Source organism: Sphingobium chungangianum, from assembly GCF_977014255.1.
Map to the genome: position 1 here is coordinate 1,593,595 of NZ_CDRNIV010000006.1, position 17,869 is coordinate 1,611,463.

A 17,869-nucleotide genomic window follows, 5' to 3' on the forward strand; every position below is an offset into this window, starting at 1 on the left:
GCACCAGACAGCCGATCCTCGGCGACGACAGACCTAGTCCCCTTCGATTATGTTCCGAATGACACGCTGCAGCATCGCGATCAGCACCGTCTTCTCCTCCTCGCTCAGCCCCCCCAGCGCGGCGCGGTTTCCGCCGTCGAGTTCGGCGTAGAGCCGGCTCATCACCGCTTCGCCTCGCGAGGTGAGGCTGAACAGGCTTGCCCGGCCGTCATCAGGACTCGGCGCGCGCGCTACCAGTCCCGACTTCTCCATGCGCATCAGCATCGCGGCGACCGCCGGCTGCTCGACCGATGCCCGTTCGACAATCGCCTTCTGCGAAATCCCCGGCACCTCGGCGAGCGACAGCAAGACCGGTATCTGTCCGGACGAGATTCCCAGCGGCCGCAAGCGGCGGTCAATCCGACGCGCGAACAGCCGCGCCGCCCAGTTGACCAAATGCCCCACCGATTGCTCACGCTGGAACGTCACATCTTTCTCCCTCGACAGAGCCCGTCATCTGAATTATATCACATGCAATGTAAATAGGCGAACACCAGAGTCGCCGCGATAAAGCGAAGGAACCGCCCGCATCAGGCCGGCGGCGATCGCGGGGAAAGGATGAGGCATGCCGAGATTCGATCTTAACCTGCTCAACGCCCTCGATGTGCTACTCAACGAGCGCAACGTCACGCGCGCTGCCGAGCGGCTCCATGTCACACAGCCCACGATGAGCGGCATGCTCCAGCGCCTGCGTTACCAGTTCGAGGACCAGCTGCTCGTCCGCAACGGCCGCAACATGGAGCTCACGCCCTTCGCGCTGTCGCTGATCGAACCCGTCCGCGAAGCGCTGACCGGTGTTCAGTCGCTCGTACGCGCCCAGCCGGCCTTCGATCCCGCGACGAGCCGTCGGACCTTCACCGTCATGGCCTCGGACTATTGTACGCTGATCTTCATGCCGCGCGTCATGGCACGGATCGCACATATCGCACCCGGTGTCCGGCTCGCGGTCCAGCCGCTCAACGCGCCGGTCGAAAAAATGATGTCGGGCGAGATCGATCTTTGCATCAGCACCGACAACAAGAGCCTCCTCAGCAAGGAAGCGGGCACCGATATCCTCCTCAGCGCGCATCTCTTCTCGGATCGCTTCGTCGCCCTTGTCGCCGACGACCATCCGCTCACGGCCGAACCCGAGCTCGACGACTATCTCGGGTTTCCGCATGTTGGGGTCCAGATGGCTGGCAATCTCGATACGATCGAGGCGAATGCGCTGCGTCAATATGCGCCCGATTATCAGCCGGCCTTCACCGTGCCGGACTTTTCGATGATCCCGCGGATCGTCGCGCACTCGGACCTCGTCGGCGTTGTTCAGAACCGGCTCGCCCGCATGGCCCCCGAGGCCTATAATGTGCGCAGCGTCGTTCCGCCCTTCCCGATCCCGCGCATCAACGAGACCATGTTCTGGCATCCGCGCCACGCGGACGAAGCTTCGCATGCCTGGCTTCGCGACATTCTCGCCGAGGAAGCCGATTGCGTTGGTGCCGAAGACGAAATCGTCCGGCGCTGGCCGATGGCGGGAGCATATCGCGCGGCTACCGCCCCTGCCCTGCTCGCAAGCGTCGCCTGACCGAACGCGGTTCACAACCGGCACGATGCTCGCCGGTCAATTCTCCATGCTGCCGCAACGCGTCGACGGCAGCATCAGACTGAGCACCGCCGCGACGATACAGCAGAGGCAAAGCCCGGCCAGCGCGATGGTAGGATCGGCGAGTTGGTCGAACGCGATGCCCAAGGCCAGCGTTCCGGTCACCGCACCCACATAATAGGCGATGAGCTGGCGGTTATAGATCACCGAATAATCGCGCATGCCGAACAACCGCCGGACCAGATAGGCGAGGATGTCCGATTCAGCGCCAAGCGCAGCACCGATGAGCGCAGGCGTCAGGAGCACCGCGGCCGGGGGCAATTGCGCTCCGGCAACGATCAGCCAGCCCACGCCCAACGCACCGGTTCCGAAACAGAGCGCCGAAACGAGCCGCGCTTCCCAATGATCGAGCAAGAAACCGGATCCGATACGGCCGATCAGCGTGCCGACGCCGAGCGAGAGCGCCACCATCGGCAACCCGGCAGGATCGACGCCGCGATCGACGAAAAGCGGGAACATGTGGATCGCGGCGCCGAAAACGCCCGTCGACGCGAAGAAGAGAATGGCAATGAGGAGCCAGAAACGGCGATCGGCGATGGCTTCATCGGCGCGCATCCCCGCTGCGGGTGCGACTGTGGCCGAAGGCGCAAGCTGGACGGCGCGCCGTGCGAGCCAGAACAGGACCGTCGCAGCGATCAGTGTCAACGCGATCTGTGCCGACGCGAGCGCCATATAGGCGGTTCGCCAGCCGGCGGCGCTCGTGACGGTCGCGGCGAAGGCCGGCATGACCGCAATGCCGGCGCTCTGACCGACGATCGAAAATCCAAGTGCGCGTCCCAGGTCGCGGTCGAACCATGCGGGCAGAACGGAGAGATAGAGGCCGACCCCCGTGCCCGCACCCAGGATACCGACGAAAAAGCAGAGACCGATCGCGAGCGCTGCCGAACCAGTCTGGAGGCCGAGCATCACCATCGCGATCGCGAGGCCGAGGCCCGACCAGCCTGCGACCCGCGCCGCGCTGAAGCGCTTGATCAAACGGCCGAGCCAGAAGGAGGTCACCATCATGCCGGTCATCGATGCGAGATACATCAGCGACGGTATCAGCCGTCCCCAGCCGAACTCCTGCGTCAGAGGCAGAATGAAGGTCGTGGCGGTGGCGCCGTACGAACTCGGATATCCCGCCATCAGCCCGAGGAAGGCGGCGGCGATCGCTGCGAATTTTTCCCGGCCGTGACCAGCCATCCGCGAAAGCCCTCCGGTCTCCTGAAGCGCGCCGCTCATGCGCCGCCGCCCACACAGCGGACACGCTGCCGCCCGAGCCCTTCGATGCGCGCCTCCATCACGTCGCCGTCCTTCAGGAAGATACCGCGGCCGATGCCGTTGCCTGCCGGACTGCCGGTGCACAGCAGGTCGCCGGGGATCAGCCGCGCGAAGCGCGAGATATAGGCGATCTGCCGGGGGATGTCGAAGGTCATGTCGCTCGTGCGATCGTCCTGCATCAGCTCACCGTTGACGCTGAGCTGCATACCAAGGTCGTGCGGATCGGCAACGAATTCGGCCGGGACGAACAAGGGCCCGGTCGGCAGGAAACCAGGTCCACCCTTGGCGGCGATCCAGTCGGGGCTGATCGCGCCCGCATCGGTGCGGCGGACGCGATCGCGCGCGGTCAGGTCGTTACCGATCATATAGCCCGCGACGCAGTCGAGCGCATCCTCGCGCGCCGCGCGGAAACAGTCGCGGCCGATGACTGCAACCAGCTCGAGCTCCCAGTCGACCATTTGCGAATGATCGGGGAGCAGGAGGCTGTCGTCGGGACCGGCGATCGATGTCACCGGCTTCATGAAGACATAGGGTTCGGACTCGGCGAGCTGTTTCTCGACATAGGCTTCGCCATAGGTGCGCTTCTCGGCGCTGTTCATTCCCTGCGTCTCGGGAAGATCCATGACCATGACCATCTCGATCACATGCTTGCGGTAGTTGGCGCCGGTGCAAAAGAGCTGGCGCGCCTCGGGCACGGGTGCGTGCGCACGAAGCTGGTGGACAAGAAACGGTGCCTCGGGCTGCCGTGCGGCAAAGGCCGCTTGGAGCGCTGTGAAACTGGCGCCCCAGTTCTGGAGCAGATCGTAGAGGCTCGGATCCGCCGCGGCAGGCTGCGGAAGAAGATCGGCGACGCGGTAGACCTTCTCCCCGTCGACAAGGCCGAGAAAACGGGGGCCGTCGCCGACCGAAAAGCTGCCGAGCGCAAATTGATCCTGGCGTGCGGACATCGGGTTATTGATCCTTATCTGGGCGCGGCGCCGGAGCGCTGCGCAAATAGTCAGAGGAGGCCGAGCAAGGCGGCGGCATTGCCGCCCGCGATCGCGGCGCGGTCGGCATCCGAAAGATTGGCCGTTTCGAGAAAGTCAATCGGGTCATAGCCCCCGACCGGATAGTCGCCGCCAAGCACGACGCGATCCGCGCCGACGCGCTCGACAAGCAATTCGAGCGTTCGCGCGTCGTAGACGCAGCTGTCGTAATAGAAGTCGCGCAGATAGGCGCTCGGCATCTTGGTCAGATTCTTGGCGGTGAACGGCTTGTCGGTCACATTGCGGTCGAGCCGCCCCATATAGTGCGGCATATATCCGCCGCCGTGCGCCATCACGATCTTCACGCCCTTGCAACGCTCGAGGACGCCCTCATAGATCAGCGACGACATGACCTTGACCTCTTCGATCGACTGACCGATCGAATTCCACATCGCATAATTCTGGAACCAGCGATCGGCGACGCCTTCGGGATGAATGAAGACGATGCGATCCTGTTCGAGGACCGCATCCCAGAATTCGGCAAAGCGCGCCTCGCCGAGATAGGTGCCGCGATAATTGCTCGGCAGGTTGAGGATGCGCAGGCCCATCGCCGCAGTGCGCTCCATTTCGCGTAGCGCAAGCGACATGTCGCCAAGCGGGAGAACCGCGCTGCCGATAAAGCGGTCGGGGAAGCGATCCACCCACGACGCACACTCGTCGTTGACGAGCTTGCCGAGCCGGTCCTCTTCGTCGGGTGTAGCCCAGCTCCGGCTCTGGATGACGTCGCCCGACGACAATATGTTCGTGTCGACGCCCGTCGCCTCCATGTCGGCAATCTGCAGCTCGGGTTCGAACATCCGGCGGAAGACCGGCGTATCGGGCGAGAGAAGATTGGCACCGAAACAGGAGGAGACGCTGTGCGGATGCCCCGTCTCGAAGACCTCGGGATGGAGGAAATGGGCGTGGAAATCGAGGCACTTCGGGCAGAAATGCCGGTATTTGCTCGCAACGGCTTCGCTCATGACACGTCCCTCTCCTAGATTTTGAACCCGAGCGTGACGCCATAGGTGCGCGGCGGCTCGAGGAAGGTCGCTCCCGAGAAGGGTGCCGCATATCCCGACGAGGAGAGGCCCGTGGCGACCGCCTCATTCTCGATATTCTTGATCCAGACACCCGCCGACCAGCGATCGTCGGGCGCGACATAGGTCAGCGACGCATCGCTGCGGGTATAGGAGCCCTGCCGCACCATTCCGGAATGGTCGAAGGTCCCCCAATAACTCGACGAGATATAGGTCGCGATGCGGGCATCGATCCGCGCACCGCCCGACAGGTCGAAACGGCGGTCATAGGCAAGGCTGGCGGTCCAGTCGGGCGTATAGACCATCTGGAGCCCGCCGATGTTGCGCGCCGCGGGCGTCGCCTGGAAATCGCCGTAGCGTCCATGCGTATAGGCAACGTTCGCGGTCAGCGTATCCTTGTCGCTCGGCCGAAGAGTCAGCGTTCCCTGCAGACCATAGACGGTCGCGCGCGGCGCGTTGAACAGCGTCTGCTGGTTGAGCGCCGCGACGAACGACTGAATGATCAAATTCTTGTAGCGATAATGATATCCCTCGAGGTTGAGCGTCACGAGACCGTCGGCAAGCGTCGATTTGATGCCGCCGGTATAGGCGAGCAGCGTCTGCGGCCTGATCTCGCGGTTCACGCCGGCAGGCGGCGTGACGCCCTGCGCGACGACGGTGTTGACCGTGCCCGGCGCATAGCCCGTCTGGATATTGCCGTAGAGCAGGACGCGGGGCGCGATATCGGCCTCGAAGCCGCCCTTGACATCGAGATGGCGCCAGCTTTCGTCGAAGCTCACCACGGGGAACACGCAGGGACCGAAACAACGGATGTTGGTGCCGTCGAGCTTGAGGCTGTCACGCGTGTAGCGGGCGCCCGCGACCAACCGCAGCGCGTCGGTGACATGGAAGGTTCCCTGCGCGAACCCCGAAATGCTGCGCTGCCGGATCGGGTCGAGGATCGAGCCGAGACGATTGGGCCCCAATTGCGAGTTGAACCGCGATTTCGCGTAAAACCATTCGACCCCCGCGATCCAGTCGAAGACATCGCTATCGCCCGAGAGCTGGAGGCTCTGCGTATATTGGCTCTGCGCATTGTCGAGAACCTGATCATTGCCGATCAGCTTGCGCAGCGCCTTCTCGCTCTGGCGGAGGTAGGAGCCCTTATAGGCCAGTTCGGCGCCGCCGAGATCGACGGTCAGCGCATAGCCCGCCATCGAATATTGATAGTCGAGGCGTGATCCTGTCGTGTTGTCGCGGCCGGTGACGGGGTCGTTGGCTGGGACGAACCAGGCGCTGCGGCTGCGGTCGAGCGGCTGATAGGCAGCGGCAGTGGGTTTGCCCGTCTGCTTGAAATGGGTTCCCCAGAGATAGAAGGAGACGGCGTCGCTGGGCTCGTACAGCGCAGAAAGACGGACCGAGAAACTGTCGTCACCCTGCAGGCCATAGGATTGATAACCATCGCGATTGGTCAGCGACACCGCGCCGCGCACCGCGAGATTGTCGGTCAGCGCGATATTGGCGACGCCCTCGACATGGATGTTGTCGTAATTGCCATAGTCGAAACGGCCCGATGCGGTATTTTCGAACACCGGCTTGCGGGTGTTGATGAGGACGGCGCCGCCGCCGGCGCTGCGCCCGTAGAGCACGCCCTGCGGCCCCGGTAACACCTGAACGCTCTCGATATCGTAGAAACCGCCGGTCGTCGCGAAGCGCGGGACATAGCCGCCGTTGAGATTGACCGCCGTCGTTTCGGGCACCCAATAGAAGTCGAGCGCCGACCCGACGCCGCGGATGAAGATGCGCGTCGAGGTGTTCGCCGCGCTGAAGCGCGCCGACGGCACGAGCGCCTGCAGGCCGCGTACATCGACAATCTGCTGACGCGCGAGCAGCTCGCCCCCGACGACTGTCACCGCGGCAGGCGTCCGCTGGAGATCGGTGCGTCCGCGCAGCGCGGTCACGACGATATCCTCGCCCGATGTCTCGCCTTCGCCGGCCGCCTCGGCCGCGCTTGCCGCTGCAGCATCGGCGGTATCCGCAGACACCTCCCCAGGCGCCTGCGGATTCGTATCGGCCGTCTGGGCGTTGGCCTGGCCCGCCATCCCGAAGCACGCCAGCGCGCTTGCCGAACTCAAAAGAAAAAGACGCATGAAACCCTCCGTGATCTGCTTTCCATCGAAAGTGGCGACAAGGCGGCGGCGGCGACAATCGTAATTGCCTATTTCAACCATCGCCATGCACCATGTCTCGCCTATCCGGCGGATTTCCGGCGTTTCGGGCTCATATCGCGGCTACCGATGAACAGTATCGGCATATCCGATTTCACGCCCTTCGCACCCGAAGCTAGCCCCGTTTCACAGCGCGCGCGCTTCCATAAAAGCGCGCCGATCATCATCGAGGGAGACAGGAAAATGGCCATCGTGAAGGCCTCGGAACTCGCCTATTGCCGCGTCCAGGTCCCCGACCTCGACCTTGCCGAGCAGTTCCTGCTCGATTTCGGCCTTGTCGCCGCCGAACGCGAGCCCCAGCGCCGCTTCTATCGCGGCACCGACCCGTCGCCCTATTGCTATATTCTCGAGGAAGGCCCTGCCCATTTCCTCGGCTTCGCCTTTCACGCCAAATCGCGCGCCGACCTCGAAGCCTTTTCGGCCGCGACGGGCAGCCCGGTCGAGGCGATCGACGCCCCCGGCGGCGGATCGCGGGTTCGGGTGCAGGAACCCAACGGCTATGACGTCGATCTCGTTTTCGGCATCGCTCCGGCGCCCGCCATCGCGGTCGAACGCCAGCCGAACAATAGCGCGGCGCAGCCGCTATTGCGCAAAGGCGAACTCTACCGCTTGCGCCGCGGTGCGCCGACGCCGGTGCGGCGTCTCGCGCACGTCGTTCTCGGCTCGCCGAAAGTGCGCGAGACGATCGACTGGTTCCACGAGACGCTTGGCACCATCTCGTCGGACGAAGTCACCGCGGGGCCGCAGAAACAGCTCATCGGCGCCTTCATCCGCGTCGACGACGGCGACGATTATGTCGATCATCATGCGGTCTTCATCATCGCCAACGGCAGCAGCGGCCTCCAGCATATATCCTTCGAGGCACAGGATATCGATGCTGTCCTCGCCGACCACCACTATCTCGCATCGCTCGGCCGCTACGAACATATGTGGGGTGTCGGACGCCATCTCCTGGGCAGCCAGGTTTTCGACTATTGGGCCGACCCGTTCGGCTATTCGCACGAGCATTGGGCCGATTCCGACCGTCTCAACGCGGCCGCGGAGACCAATCATTGGGATGCCCGCGAGGGCATGATCACCCAATGGGGCGACGAACCGCCCGAACGCTTCCGCAATTGCGTGCGGCCGTAAGCTGTGGAGATGCGGCTTTTCTACGCCCCGCCGGCCTGCTCGCTCGCCGCGATGATCGCGCTCGAGGCCACGGGCCGCGACTATGAGCCCGTCGAGGTCGATCTCGCGGGCGACCGCGCCGCGCTGCGCGCGAAAAACCCCAGCGGCAAGGTGCCGACGCTTTCGGCGGGCGATCTCATATTGCCGGATACGACGGCGATCATCTTCTGGCTGTCGCGCCGCCATCCGACCGCGAGCCTGTTGCCCGTGCGCGAGGACCACCTCGCTTCCGCGCTCTCCGCGATGGCCTGGTTCGGCTCGGTTTCTCATATCGTCCGGCGCCAGTTCGCTCGTCCGATGCTGTTCACCGACGATCCCGCCGCACAGGCCGCGCTGAAGGAAAGCGCCGAGCCGCGCTATTGGCAAGAGCTCGAGCGCATCGACATGTGGCTCGCCGGACGCGGCGACGCCGTGCCGCTGCCGCTCGGCGTCGGCGCCTATGCCCTGCTCTTCTATCATTGGGCAATGCGCGACATGATGCCGGTCGATCGATTGCCGGCTTTCACTGCGCTCGCGAAGAACCTCGGTGGGCGTGACGATGTGCGGCGCGCGCTCGTTCGCCATCAGAGCCCGCTGCTCGAGATTGGGGAATGAACGCGCTCGCCGTCGACTCCGACACTCCGGTCGGCCTCATCGGTCTCGGTCATATCGGCTGCGCCCTGACGACACGGCTTCTTGCAGCGGGGCAAAGCGTCATGGGATTTCGCCGCGGTGATACATCCGGCTTCGTCGCGCTCGGCGGTGTCGCCGCTCCCACCATCGAGGCGTTGGTCGACCGCTGCCCGACGATCCTCCTCGCGCTCCCGGACGGCGCGACGAGCCTCGCGGTTGTGCAGGACATCATCGGCCATGCCAAAACCCCGGTGACGATCGTCGACCTGACATCGATGGCCGCCCGGCAGACCCAGGCCGCTTTCGCAAGCGCATCCGCTGCAGGACATGCCTATGTCGAAGCCCCGATCAGCGGCAGCGCCGATGCGGTGCGCGAACATAAGGCCACGCTGGTCGTGGGCGGTGACACGGGAGCGCTCAACACGCTTCGCCCCTTGCTCGAAATCATCGCGGCGCGGATCGTGCCGACCGGAGCGCCGGGAAGCGCCAGCATCGTGAAATCGGCAGCGTTGATGCTGATCGGAATCCACACGCACGCCGTGGCCGAGGCGCTCGCTTTCGTCGAGAGCCAGGGCGTATCCCCCGACCGGATGCTCGAAGCACTTGCGGACGGGCCCGCCGGGTCAGGCGCCCTCGCACACCGCGGACAGCTCATGGCATCGCGGCAATATGCCCCGACGATCGGTCGGCTCGATGGCCTCGTTCATCTCCTCACGGCGATCCGGGTCTCGGCCGTGACCCCGGTCGATTTGCTCGACACCGCGCTCGCCGCTTTTTCGCGTGCTGGCGAGGAAGGGTTTGGCGGAGCCGATCCTGCCGCCGTCTACGAACTCATGCGCCCGCGATGAGCGGATAGGCGCGCCCGATGATTGGCATCGAACATGGCAATTATGCAAGCCGCCTCGACGCTGCGATCCTGCCTTAAACCCAATTTTGACCGGAGATTCTCATGGCCATTCTCGGCATCGAGACGTTGACCTACAGTGTCGAGGACGTTTCAGTATCCACCCGCTTTTTCACCGACTTCGGTCTCCCCTGCCTCGCATCGTCCGAGGACGGCTCGTTTTTCCAGCTTCCCGAAGGGTCAAATGTCGTCATCCGGCCGCGCGGACACGCGTCGCTTCCGGCGAATTCGCGGATCAACGGCGACGGCGTCCATGAGGTCATCTGGGGCGTCGACACGCAGGAGGCGCTCGACCGTCTCGCCGAAGACCTCGCGCGCGACCGTAGCATAACAACCGACGCCGACGGCACCGTCCGCTTCGTTGCCGACTTCGGCGTGCCGATGGGCCTGCGGCTGTTCGCCAAGCGCGCGGTCGTCTCGGCGCCCGACCCGATCAACGCGCCCGGGCATGTGCGGCGCCTCAACCAGCATCGCAAATGGCGGCTTCGCGCCCGGCCCAAGGTGATCGCGCATGTGGTCTTCTCGGTGCCCGACTATGAGGACGGCCATTGCTTCATGCGCGAGCGCCTCAACTTCAGAACTCTCGGACTCGCAGCCGGGCTTCGGCAAATATCTGCGCGCCGACGGATCGAACAGCCACCACAGCCTGCTGCTCCTCAATGCGCACGCTCCGATCCCCGAGATGGACGGCACGCTCCGCTTCCACCATGCCAATTTCGGGGTCGAGGATATCGACGAGATCATGATCGGCGCGAACCATATGGTCCGCCGCGGCTGGGAAAAGTCGCACTTCGGCCTCGGTCGCCACCGCATCGATTCCGCGCTCTTCTACTATATTCCCTGCCCTGCGGGCGGCGAAGCCGAATATGGCGCCGACAGCGACTATGTCGACGACAGCTGGGTCCCCCGCAACTGGGACTCGCCGCTCTTCGGCTATTCGCATTTCGTCCACGACCTTCCGCCCTTCCTCACCGACGAGCCCGAGTGGAAGTTCAACTATATCACCGAGGGTCTCGACGTCCGCGACGGCGAGGCGAAGGCATGAGCGCCGTCTCCAAAGTCCTTGTCGTCGGCGGCGGGATCGGCGGGCTCTGCGCCGCGGTCGCGCTGCGCCAGCAGGGTATCGAGGTCGATCTGATCGAGAAGAACCCGGCCTGGACCGTCTATGGCGTCGGCATCATCCAGCCCAACAACACGTTGCGGGCGCTCGACCGGATCGGGCTCGCACAGGCGTGCGCCGAACAGGGCGCCGGCTATCCGGGTTGGCGCATCTGCGACGCCTCGGGCGCGCTCCTGTTCGAGGCGCCGGCGACCTCGGATGCCGCGCCGGCCTATCCGCCGATCAATGGCATCACCCGGCCTCGCCTCCATCAGATCCTCGTCGATGCGGCGACCGCCCACGGCGCGCGCATCCGGCTGGGCACGACCGCCGAGACGCTCGACGACCAGGGCGAGCGGGTCGAGGTCGCCTTCAGCGACGGCGAGCGAGCGCACTATGATTTCGTGATCGGATGCGACGGCCTCTATTCGGATATCCGCAACCGTTTGTTCGGCGACGCGCTTCGCCCGCAATTCACCGGCCAGGGCGTGTGGCGCTACAACCTGCCCCGCCCCGCCGACGCCGAATGGGGCGCGCTATTCTTCGGACCCGACAGCAAGGCGGGGATCGTGCCGATGTCGGCCGACGCCATGTATCTGCTGCTGGTCACTCACGAGCCGGGCAACCCGATGATGGCGCAGGACGGCCTCGCCGAAGCGATGCGCACGCGCATGCAGGGCTATTCGGGCATTGTGGCAGACTATCGCGACCAGATCGTCGACGACGCCGGCGTGGTCTACCGCCCCATGGAAAATCTCATGTTGCCGGCTCCCTGGCATCGTGGGCGGACGGTCGTCATCGGCGATGCGGCGCATGCAACGACGCCGCATCTCGCGCAGGGCGCGGCGATGGCGATCGAAGACGCGGTCCTGCTCGGCGAACTGCTCGGGCAGGACCGCGCGCTCGACGACCTGCTCGGCGAGTTCATGGAGCGGCGCTTTGCGCGCGCAAAATATGTTGTCGATGCGTCGAGCCAGATCGCGGCTTGGGAGCTCGAGGAATGGAACGGCGCCCACAACCCCGACGCACGCCCAGGCGAGCTTCTTCACGAAGCGACCATCGCGATGATGCAACCCTATTGATCGGCAGGAAGTCGTATGAAGAATAAAGTCATCATCAGCTGCGCCGTTACCGGCTCCGCGCACACGCCTACCATGTCGGACGCGCTTCCGGTCACGCCGGAGGAGATCGCCGAACAGTCGATCGCGGCGGCCGAAGCCGGCGCTGCGATCCTGCATCTCCATGCGCGCGTTCCCGAGGACGGCCGCCCGACCGGCGATCCTGAGGTCTATGCCCGCTTCCTGCCAGTCATCCGGCAGGCGACCGACGCGGTGATCAACATCACGACGGGCGGCGCGGCGACGATGAGCGTCGTCGACCGGCTCGCCGCGGCGAAGAAGTTCCGCCCCGAAATGTGCTCGCTCAATATGGGGTCGCTCAACTTCGCCTTCTTCCCGGCGGCGAAGCGCATCAACGAGTGGAAATATGACTGGGAGAAGGATTATGTCGTCAACTCCGACGACTATATCTTCCGCAACACCTTCCGCGACATCGCGACGATCCTCGATACGCTCGAAGATGCCGGAACCCGCTTCGAGCATGAATGCTATGATGTCGGGCACCTCTACAATCTGGCGCATTTCCTCGACCGCGGGCTCGTGAAGCCGGGCTTCTTCGTCCAGATGATCTTCGGCGTTCTCGGCGGGATCGGCGCCGATCTCGACAATCTGATGTTCATGAAGCAGACCGCTGACCGCCTGTTCGGTGCCGGCACCTTCCAATGGTCGGTTCTCGCGGCGGGGCGCCACCAGATGCCCTTCCTCACGCAGGCGGCGCTGCTCGGCGGCCATGTCCGCGTCGGGCTCGAAGACAGCCTGTTCATCGAACGCGGCAAGCTCGCCGCGTCGAACGCCCAGCAGGTCGAGAAGATCGTTCGCATCCTCGCGGAAATGGGCCTCGAACCGGCGACGCCGGCCGAGGCGCGCGAGATCCTGTCGCTCAAGGGCGGCGATCGAGTGGAGTTCTGATCATGGCAAGGCGCATCGTCGACCTGTCGATTTTCCTCGAAAACGACGTCATCTCCGACCCGCCGGTGTTCCGGCCCAAGATCGACTATATCGACCACAAGATGTCGGTGCCTGAGCTTGCCGGCTTCTTCCCCGGGCTCAAGCCCGAGGATCTGCCCGATGGCGAGGCATGGGCGATCGAGCGGATCGAGCTCATCACCCACAATGGGACGCATCTCGACGCGCCCTATCATTTCGCTACGACGATGAACAAGGGCGAGCGGGCGATCACGATCGACGAAGTCGATCTCGACTGGTGCTTCCAGCCCGGCGTGAAGCTCGATTTCACACGCTTCGAGGACGGCTATGTCGTGACCGCCAAGGACGTCGAAGCCGAGCTCGCCCGCATCGGCCACACGCTCTCGCCGCTCGAAATCGTCGTCGTCAACACGAGCGCCGGCAAGCGCTACGGCAATGACGACTATGTCACCGCGGGATGCGGCATGGGCTATGAAGCGACCATGTATCTGCTCGAGCGCGGCGTCCGACTGACGGGCACCGACGGCTGGAGCTGGGATGCGCCCTTCGTCTACACGAAGGAGAAATATCTCGAGACCGGCAATGCCGGGCTGATCTGGGAAGGCCATAAGGCCGGGCGTGACATTGGTTATTGCCACCTCGAAAAGCTCCACAATCTCGAGGTGCTGCCGCCGACCGGCTTCACCATCGCCTGCTTCCCCATGAAAATCCGCGCAGCCTCCGCAGGCTGGACCCGCGCCGTCGCCATCTTCGAGGACTGATATGTACGAACCTTTTCCCGGGAATTATGTCTGGAACCTGTCGGTCAATCTCGCCCTATGCATGGGCGGATCGATCGGCGAGATCGACGCCGCGAACGAACCGGTCCGCGAGGCCGCCAAGCAGGGCGCAGACGAAGGAACCGCCGCCTTTTTCGAGTCCTGGACGAAGCTCGCCGATCGCCTCGTCGATCAGGCAGAGGCCGATGTCGAAGCGGGCCACAAGCTGAGCGCGAGCGACAAATTCCGCCGTGCCTGCATCTATTATATGACCGCCGAACGCATGCAGCGCCATGGCTTCGCGCCGCGCGAGCAGGCCTATGCCATGATGCTCGCGGCGATGCAGCGGTCGGCCGATCTCGGCGGCCGCAACGTCGAGCGCGTCGAGATTCCCTATGAAGGCAGCAGCTATCCGGGCCTTTTCGTGCGCGCAACCCGCGCCGATGGCGGGCCGGCACCGTGCATGATCCACACCAACGGTCTCGATAGCGTCAAGGAGATGATCTACTGGTCGGGTATCGGCGATCAGCTCGCCGCGCGCGGCATCTCGACGCTCATGATCGATCATCCGGGGGTCGGCGAAGCGCTTCGGCTGCGCGGCCTGCACGGTCGCCACGACAGCGAAGCCTGGATCTCTCCCGCTGTCGACATGCTCCAAGCGCGGAGCGACGTCGATGCCGATGCCATCGGCATCATGGGCTGGTCGCTCGGCGGCTATTATGCACCGCGTGCCGCCGCCTTCGAGAAACGGCTCAAGCTGTGCGTCTCGTGGGGCGCCAACCATTTCTGGGGCGAGCTTCAGAAGCGGCGCTTGCAGCGTGAAGGCGAAAACCCCGTCCCGCATTATTGGGAGCATGTCATGTGGGTGTTCGGCAAGCCTGACATGGAAAGCTTTATGGAATGGGCACCGCGAATGACGCTCGACGGCGTCGTCGAGCGGATCGACGTCCCCTATCTTATCACCCATGGCGGAAATGATCGCCAGATCCCGCTCGAGGCGGCGCATCGCTCGCACGCGCAGGCGACGGCCAGCCCGAAATGCGAACTCAAGATTTTCGACGCCGAGCTTGGTGGTGTCGAGCATGTCAGCGCCGACAACATGCATCCCGCGCAGGAGTTCATCAGCGATTGGGTCGCGGACAATCTCGGCTAGCGCAGAGAGGCGTCCGCTCCTTGTCCCTGCGCCCCCTGGACAAAAGGAGCGAGTCCGGACGTGACGGATAGTGCGCCCCTCGCGCGGGCCGACGATCCCGCGATCGCGCGCCGGCGCGGCTTCGTGATCGCCGCTACCGAGGCATTTTTCGCCCGCGGCTATGGCGGGACGACGATGTCTTCGATCGCAAGCGACGTCGGTGGTTCGAAGTCGACATTGTGGAGCTACTTCCCGTCGAAAGAGGAGCTGTTCGCCGCGGTCGTCGATGACATCGTCGAGCGCTACGGCGAGGCACTTTCGGTTGCACTGCCACCAGACGAGCCTGTCGAACTCGTGCTGAGGCGCTACGCGCATGCACTCCTCTCGACGATCTATTCCGAGCCGATCCTGAAGCTCCAACGCCTCGTTGTCGGCGAAGCGACGCGTTTTCCTCACCTTGCCAGCCTCTTTTACGAACGCGGTCCACGCCGCGGCAAGCAGCGGCTCGAAGCCTATTTTGCTGCGCTTATCGCACGCGGCAAACTACGCGCGGGAGATGCAGCAATCGCTGTCGACCAGTTCGCGGGTCTCTGCCAAACTGGCGAGTATCAGCGCGCGCTCCTTGATCTCGGTCAAGCGCGCGACGCCCGGATAACCGAACGAGAAACGAACCTCGCGGTTACAGCCTTTCTCCGCATCTGGAGTGCATGATCGCGCGGGAGATGGGCGCGTCCAATCAACCGCCACATCGAAATGCTCGCGCCGGCAAGCCGATTGACCTCCCCTTCCCGCTCGCTCAGGTTATTCGCCGAGGACAAGGGAATGACTGATTCACCAATATTGCCGGGACGCAGTTGCGGGACCTGCACACTTTGCTGCAAGGTTCTGAAGATTGACGCGCTAGCCAAACCTCAAGGGCAATGGTGTCCACAATGCGACATCGGCAAAGGCTGTAAAATCTACGATAGCCGGCCGAAAGAATGTGCAACATTCTACTGCGGTTACCTGACATGGCCGGAAGTCGATGAACGTTGGTTCCCAGCCTCCAGCAAGATGGTCATCGTCTCCGAGCTCGAGGGAAAACGGATCGCAATCCATCTTGATCCCGGTCGCCCGACCGCATGGCGCGATGCGCCATTCTATGACCAGATCAAAAGCTGGTCCTATGCGGCCGCACAAGACATGACGCAGGTCGTCGCGTGTGTCGGCAATCGAGCGACGGTGGTTCTACCCGATGAGGATGTAGATCTTGGCGCTATTGCTGACGATGAGCGCATCATGACCGCCGAGGTTCTCGAAAATGGTCGCCGCAAGTTGAGAGCGCTAAAGATGAAAGCGGACGATCCCCGGATTGCACGGATGAAGCCCGGCATCGCATATCGTCGGTAAAATACACACGCACAAATCATGTCGAACCGCACGAACGGCCGAATGTTCTAGTCGCGGTCGATCAGTTCAGGGCCCTGCATAGCCAGCGCATATCAGCGGGCACTTATCGCCCTCGACGGCGCGCATGACGCCCAAAGCGCCGCACGTCGGCACCCAATTCGCAACGGGCGAGCAAGGCGCACCTATTCGGTAAGGGCACTGCGAAGTCTTTGCACCTGTTCGTTGAAGGCGACCATTTCGGGCACCGACAGCTTCGAGTTGGCAAGCAACGCATCGGTGAGGCAGCCGGCGCCTTCGTAGAGTGCCCTGCCCTTGACGGTAAGGTGGACATGCACCTGGCGCTCGTCGGCGGAGTTGCGCTTGCGCGTAACGAGTTCGGCGGCTTCGAGCCGTTTGACCAGCGGCGTGATCGTGCTCGGTTCGAGTGCCAGCCGTTCGGCAATAGCGCCGATCGTCATCCCATCCTTCTCGGCAAGGCTGCTCAGCACCAGGTACTGCGTATAGGTCACGCCCATCGAATCGAGCATCGGCTTATAGAGCCGGTTGATCGCGATCGTCGTCGAATAGAGCGAAAAACAGAGCTGCGCATCGAGCGGCAGCGGTTTTCCATCGGGTCCGGACATAAAATGATTCCTCTTGGATCAATATCTTATGGCAAATTCATTTGTCGCGATAAATTTTATCTTTGACATAGATGGATGTCCAGCCTTAAACGTCATTTATCGCGATAATGATTATCGCGAAATGATCCAAGGAGAAGTGCCATGACCCAGTCCAAGAAAATCCTCGCCGCCGCTGCCGCCGCCCTGTCGCTCGGCACCACCCCCGTTCTCGCCAAGAATAATGCCGAACCCGTGAAGTCGGTCGTTCTCGTCCATGGCGGCTTCGTCGACGGTTCGGGCTGGGCCGACGTCTACAAGCTGCTCTCGAAGGACGGCTACAAGGTGACGATCGTCCAGAACCCGACCAACTCGCTTGAAGACGATGTCGCGGTAACGAAGCGCGCGATCGCCGCCGCCGAAGGCAAGGTGATCCTCGTCGGCCATAGCTATGGCGGCGTGGTCGTCTCCGAAGCCGGCACCGATCCCAAGGTCGCGGGCGTCGTCTACATCGCCGCCTTCGCACCCGACAAAGGTGAATCGGTAGGCTCGCTGATCGCCAACCCCGCCCCCGGTGCGCCGGTCCCGCCGATCCTGCCCCCGGTCGACGGCTATCTCTTCCTCGACAAGGCGAAGTTCGCAGCGTCCTTCGCGGCCGACGTGAAGCCCGAAGTCGCCGATTTCATGGCCGCCTCGCAAGTGCCGTGGGGCGTCAATGCGCTCGCCGGCGCCGTGACCGCCCCCGCGTGGCGCGCCAAGAAGAGCTGGTACCTCGTCGCCAGCGACGACAAGATGATCCCGCCGCCCGCGCAGCGCATTATGGCCGCCCGCGCCGGGTCGACCGTCGAGGAAGTCGCCGCCAGCCACTCGGTCTATGTCTCGCAGCCGCGGGCAGTCGCGAGCATCATCGAAGACGCCGCGAAGGGCGCCGAATAAGTCTGTCTCTTAAGGCCACGAAAAGGAGCCGGG

At 63.7% G+C, this 17,869-nt stretch carries 19 protein-coding genes; 12 read left to right on the top strand and 7 right to left on the bottom strand.

Translation table 11 applies throughout. The features are described 5' to 3' along the window. Positions 1-33: 33 nt before the first annotated feature. A complete protein-coding gene (locus tag ACWNC0_RS14900) occupies positions 34-468 on the bottom strand; it encodes a MarR family winged helix-turn-helix transcriptional regulator (protein WP_449472655.1) in 435 nt (144 codons plus the stop codon). Between the two features lie 136 nt (positions 469-604). On the opposite strand from ACWNC0_RS14900, the gene ACWNC0_RS14905 reads away from it, so the two are divergent. Next, on the top strand, positions 605-1,603 hold the full coding sequence (locus ACWNC0_RS14905) for a LysR family transcriptional regulator (RefSeq protein WP_449472657.1): 999 nt from the start codon (positions 605-607) through the stop codon (positions 1,601-1,603). A gap of 36 nt (positions 1,604-1,639) precedes the next feature. On the opposite strand, the gene ACWNC0_RS14910 is transcribed toward ACWNC0_RS14905, so the two are convergent. From ACWNC0_RS14910 to ACWNC0_RS14925, 4 genes are read right to left on the bottom strand one after another with little or no spacing between them, the layout of a single operon-like run. Beyond that, complete coding sequence (locus ACWNC0_RS14910) at positions 1,640-2,902, bottom strand: MFS transporter (protein ID WP_449472658.1); 1,263 nt, start codon at positions 2,900-2,902, stop codon at positions 1,640-1,642. Further along, positions 2,899-3,888 carry a fumarylacetoacetate hydrolase family protein gene (locus ACWNC0_RS14915; RefSeq protein ID WP_449472660.1) on the bottom strand — a complete coding sequence of 330 codons (990 nt, stop codon included), beginning with the start codon at positions 3,886-3,888 and terminating at the stop codon, positions 2,899-2,901. Before ACWNC0_RS14915 ends, ACWNC0_RS14910 begins: the two co-directional genes overlap by 4 nt. 50 nt (positions 3,889-3,938) lie before the next feature. Then, positions 3,939-4,928: an amidohydrolase family protein gene (locus tag ACWNC0_RS14920; RefSeq protein WP_449472662.1), complete on the bottom strand. Its 990-nt coding sequence runs from the start codon at positions 4,926-4,928 to the stop codon at positions 3,939-3,941. A 14-nt stretch (positions 4,929-4,942) separates the two neighbouring features. Next, entirely contained in the window at positions 4,943-7,201 is a 2,259-nt protein-coding gene (locus tag ACWNC0_RS14925; RefSeq protein ID WP_449472663.1) for a TonB-dependent receptor, read from the bottom strand. Between the two features lie 174 nt (positions 7,202-7,375). Here ACWNC0_RS14925 and ACWNC0_RS14930 point away from each other — a divergent pair, with 174 nt between their 5' ends. The 3 genes from ACWNC0_RS14930 to ACWNC0_RS14940 are packed head-to-tail and all read left to right on the top strand — an operon-like array spanning position 7,376 to position 9,822. Then, positions 7,376-8,323, top strand: a complete 948-nt coding sequence (locus ACWNC0_RS14930) for a VOC family protein (protein ID WP_449472665.1) — start codon at positions 7,376-7,378, stop codon at positions 8,321-8,323. 9 nt (positions 8,324-8,332) lie between these two features. Beyond that, entirely contained in the window at positions 8,333-8,956 is a 624-nt protein-coding gene (locus ACWNC0_RS14935; RefSeq protein WP_449472666.1) for a glutathione S-transferase family protein, read from the top strand. Continuing rightward, on the top strand, positions 8,953-9,822 hold the full coding sequence (locus ACWNC0_RS14940) for an NAD(P)-dependent oxidoreductase (RefSeq protein ID WP_449472667.1): 870 nt from the start codon (positions 8,953-8,955) through the stop codon (positions 9,820-9,822). The genes ACWNC0_RS14935 and ACWNC0_RS14940 overlap by 4 nt, the downstream gene beginning before the upstream one ends. A gap of 236 nt (positions 9,823-10,058) precedes the next feature. Here the strand turns inward: ACWNC0_RS14940 and ACWNC0_RS14945 are convergent, their stop codons facing one another. Then, positions 10,059-10,391 carry a hypothetical protein gene (locus ACWNC0_RS14945; protein WP_449472669.1) on the bottom strand — a complete coding sequence of 111 codons (333 nt, stop codon included), beginning with the start codon at positions 10,389-10,391 and terminating at the stop codon, positions 10,059-10,061. A gap of 22 nt (positions 10,392-10,413) precedes the next feature. Between ACWNC0_RS14945 and ACWNC0_RS14950 the strand changes: the two genes are divergently transcribed. From ACWNC0_RS14950 to ACWNC0_RS14980, 7 genes are all read left to right on the top strand, one after another. Then, positions 10,414-10,923 carry a hypothetical protein gene (locus ACWNC0_RS14950; RefSeq protein WP_449472670.1) on the top strand — a complete coding sequence of 170 codons (510 nt, stop codon included), beginning with the start codon at positions 10,414-10,416 and terminating at the stop codon, positions 10,921-10,923. Further along, positions 10,920-12,059 (top strand): FAD-dependent oxidoreductase, encoded by a 1,140-nt coding sequence (locus ACWNC0_RS14955; protein WP_449472672.1) that lies wholly within the window; start codon positions 10,920-10,922, stop codon positions 12,057-12,059. The genes ACWNC0_RS14950 and ACWNC0_RS14955 overlap by 4 nt, the downstream gene beginning before the upstream one ends. Before the next feature lie 15 nt (positions 12,060-12,074). After that, on the top strand, positions 12,075-13,004 hold the full coding sequence (locus ACWNC0_RS14960) for a 3-keto-5-aminohexanoate cleavage protein (protein WP_449472674.1): 930 nt from the start codon (positions 12,075-12,077) through the stop codon (positions 13,002-13,004). 2 nt (positions 13,005-13,006) lie between these two features. Beyond that, the gene (locus ACWNC0_RS14965) at positions 13,007-13,783 is read left to right on the top strand and encodes a cyclase family protein (RefSeq protein WP_449472675.1); all 777 of its coding nucleotides are present in this window, start codon (positions 13,007-13,009) and stop codon (positions 13,781-13,783) included. Between the two features lies 1 nt (position 13,784). After that, entirely contained in the window at positions 13,785-14,933 is a 1,149-nt protein-coding gene (locus tag ACWNC0_RS14970; protein ID WP_449472677.1) for an alpha/beta hydrolase family protein, read from the top strand. Between the two features lie 60 nt (positions 14,934-14,993). Next, positions 14,994-15,623: a TetR/AcrR family transcriptional regulator gene (locus ACWNC0_RS14975; RefSeq protein WP_449472679.1), complete on the top strand. Its 630-nt coding sequence runs from the start codon at positions 14,994-14,996 to the stop codon at positions 15,621-15,623. Between the two features lie 111 nt (positions 15,624-15,734). After that, positions 15,735-16,301 carry a hypothetical protein gene (locus ACWNC0_RS14980; protein ID WP_449472680.1) on the top strand — a complete coding sequence of 189 codons (567 nt, stop codon included), beginning with the start codon at positions 15,735-15,737 and terminating at the stop codon, positions 16,299-16,301. A 182-nt stretch (positions 16,302-16,483) separates the two neighbouring features. On the opposite strand, the gene ACWNC0_RS14985 is transcribed toward ACWNC0_RS14980, so the two are convergent. Continuing rightward, positions 16,484-16,924: a MarR family winged helix-turn-helix transcriptional regulator gene (locus tag ACWNC0_RS14985; RefSeq protein WP_449472682.1), complete on the bottom strand. Its 441-nt coding sequence runs from the start codon at positions 16,922-16,924 to the stop codon at positions 16,484-16,486. A 141-nt stretch (positions 16,925-17,065) separates the two neighbouring features. On the opposite strand from ACWNC0_RS14985, the gene ACWNC0_RS14990 reads away from it, so the two are divergent. Then, positions 17,066-17,836, top strand: a complete 771-nt coding sequence (locus tag ACWNC0_RS14990; protein ID WP_449472684.1) for an alpha/beta fold hydrolase — start codon at positions 17,066-17,068, stop codon at positions 17,834-17,836. Positions 17,837-17,869 lie beyond the last annotated feature (33 nt).

Coding starts and splice junctions, on each gene's coding strand:
- ACWNC0_RS14905 (WP_449472657.1), top strand. CDS start 605: ATGCCGAGATTCGATCTTAACCTGCTCAACGCCCTCGATGTGCTACTC.
- ACWNC0_RS14910 (WP_449472658.1), bottom strand. CDS start 2,902: ATGAGCGGCGCGCTTCAGGAGACCGGAGGGCTTTCGCGGATGGCTGGT.
- ACWNC0_RS14915 (WP_449472660.1), bottom strand. CDS start 3,888: ATGTCCGCACGCCAGGATCAATTTGCGCTCGGCAGCTTTTCGGTCGGC.
- ACWNC0_RS14920 (WP_449472662.1), bottom strand. CDS start 4,928: ATGAGCGAAGCCGTTGCGAGCAAATACCGGCATTTCTGCCCGAAGTGC.
- ACWNC0_RS14925 (WP_449472663.1), bottom strand. CDS start 7,201: ATGGCGATGGTTGAAATAGGCAATTACGATTGTCGCCGCCGCCGCCTT.
- ACWNC0_RS14930 (WP_449472665.1), top strand. CDS start 7,376: ATGGCCATCGTGAAGGCCTCGGAACTCGCCTATTGCCGCGTCCAGGTC.
- ACWNC0_RS14935 (WP_449472666.1), top strand. CDS start 8,333: ATGCGGCTTTTCTACGCCCCGCCGGCCTGCTCGCTCGCCGCGATGATC.
- ACWNC0_RS14940 (WP_449472667.1), top strand. CDS start 8,953: ATGAACGCGCTCGCCGTCGACTCCGACACTCCGGTCGGCCTCATCGGT.
- ACWNC0_RS14945 (WP_449472669.1), bottom strand. CDS start 10,391: ATGCGCGATCACCTTGGGCCGGGCGCGAAGCCGCCATTTGCGATGCTG.
- ACWNC0_RS14950 (WP_449472670.1), top strand. CDS start 10,414: ATGAGGACGGCCATTGCTTCATGCGCGAGCGCCTCAACTTCAGAACTC.
- ACWNC0_RS14955 (WP_449472672.1), top strand. CDS start 10,920: ATGAGCGCCGTCTCCAAAGTCCTTGTCGTCGGCGGCGGGATCGGCGGG.
- ACWNC0_RS14960 (WP_449472674.1), top strand. CDS start 12,075: ATGAAGAATAAAGTCATCATCAGCTGCGCCGTTACCGGCTCCGCGCAC.
- ACWNC0_RS14965 (WP_449472675.1), top strand. CDS start 13,007: ATGGCAAGGCGCATCGTCGACCTGTCGATTTTCCTCGAAAACGACGTC.
- ACWNC0_RS14970 (WP_449472677.1), top strand. CDS start 13,785: ATGTACGAACCTTTTCCCGGGAATTATGTCTGGAACCTGTCGGTCAAT.
- ACWNC0_RS14980 (WP_449472680.1), top strand. CDS start 15,735: ATGACTGATTCACCAATATTGCCGGGACGCAGTTGCGGGACCTGCACA.
- ACWNC0_RS14985 (WP_449472682.1), bottom strand. CDS start 16,924: ATGTCCGGACCCGATGGAAAACCGCTGCCGCTCGATGCGCAGCTCTGT.
- ACWNC0_RS14990 (WP_449472684.1), top strand. CDS start 17,066: ATGACCCAGTCCAAGAAAATCCTCGCCGCCGCTGCCGCCGCCCTGTCG.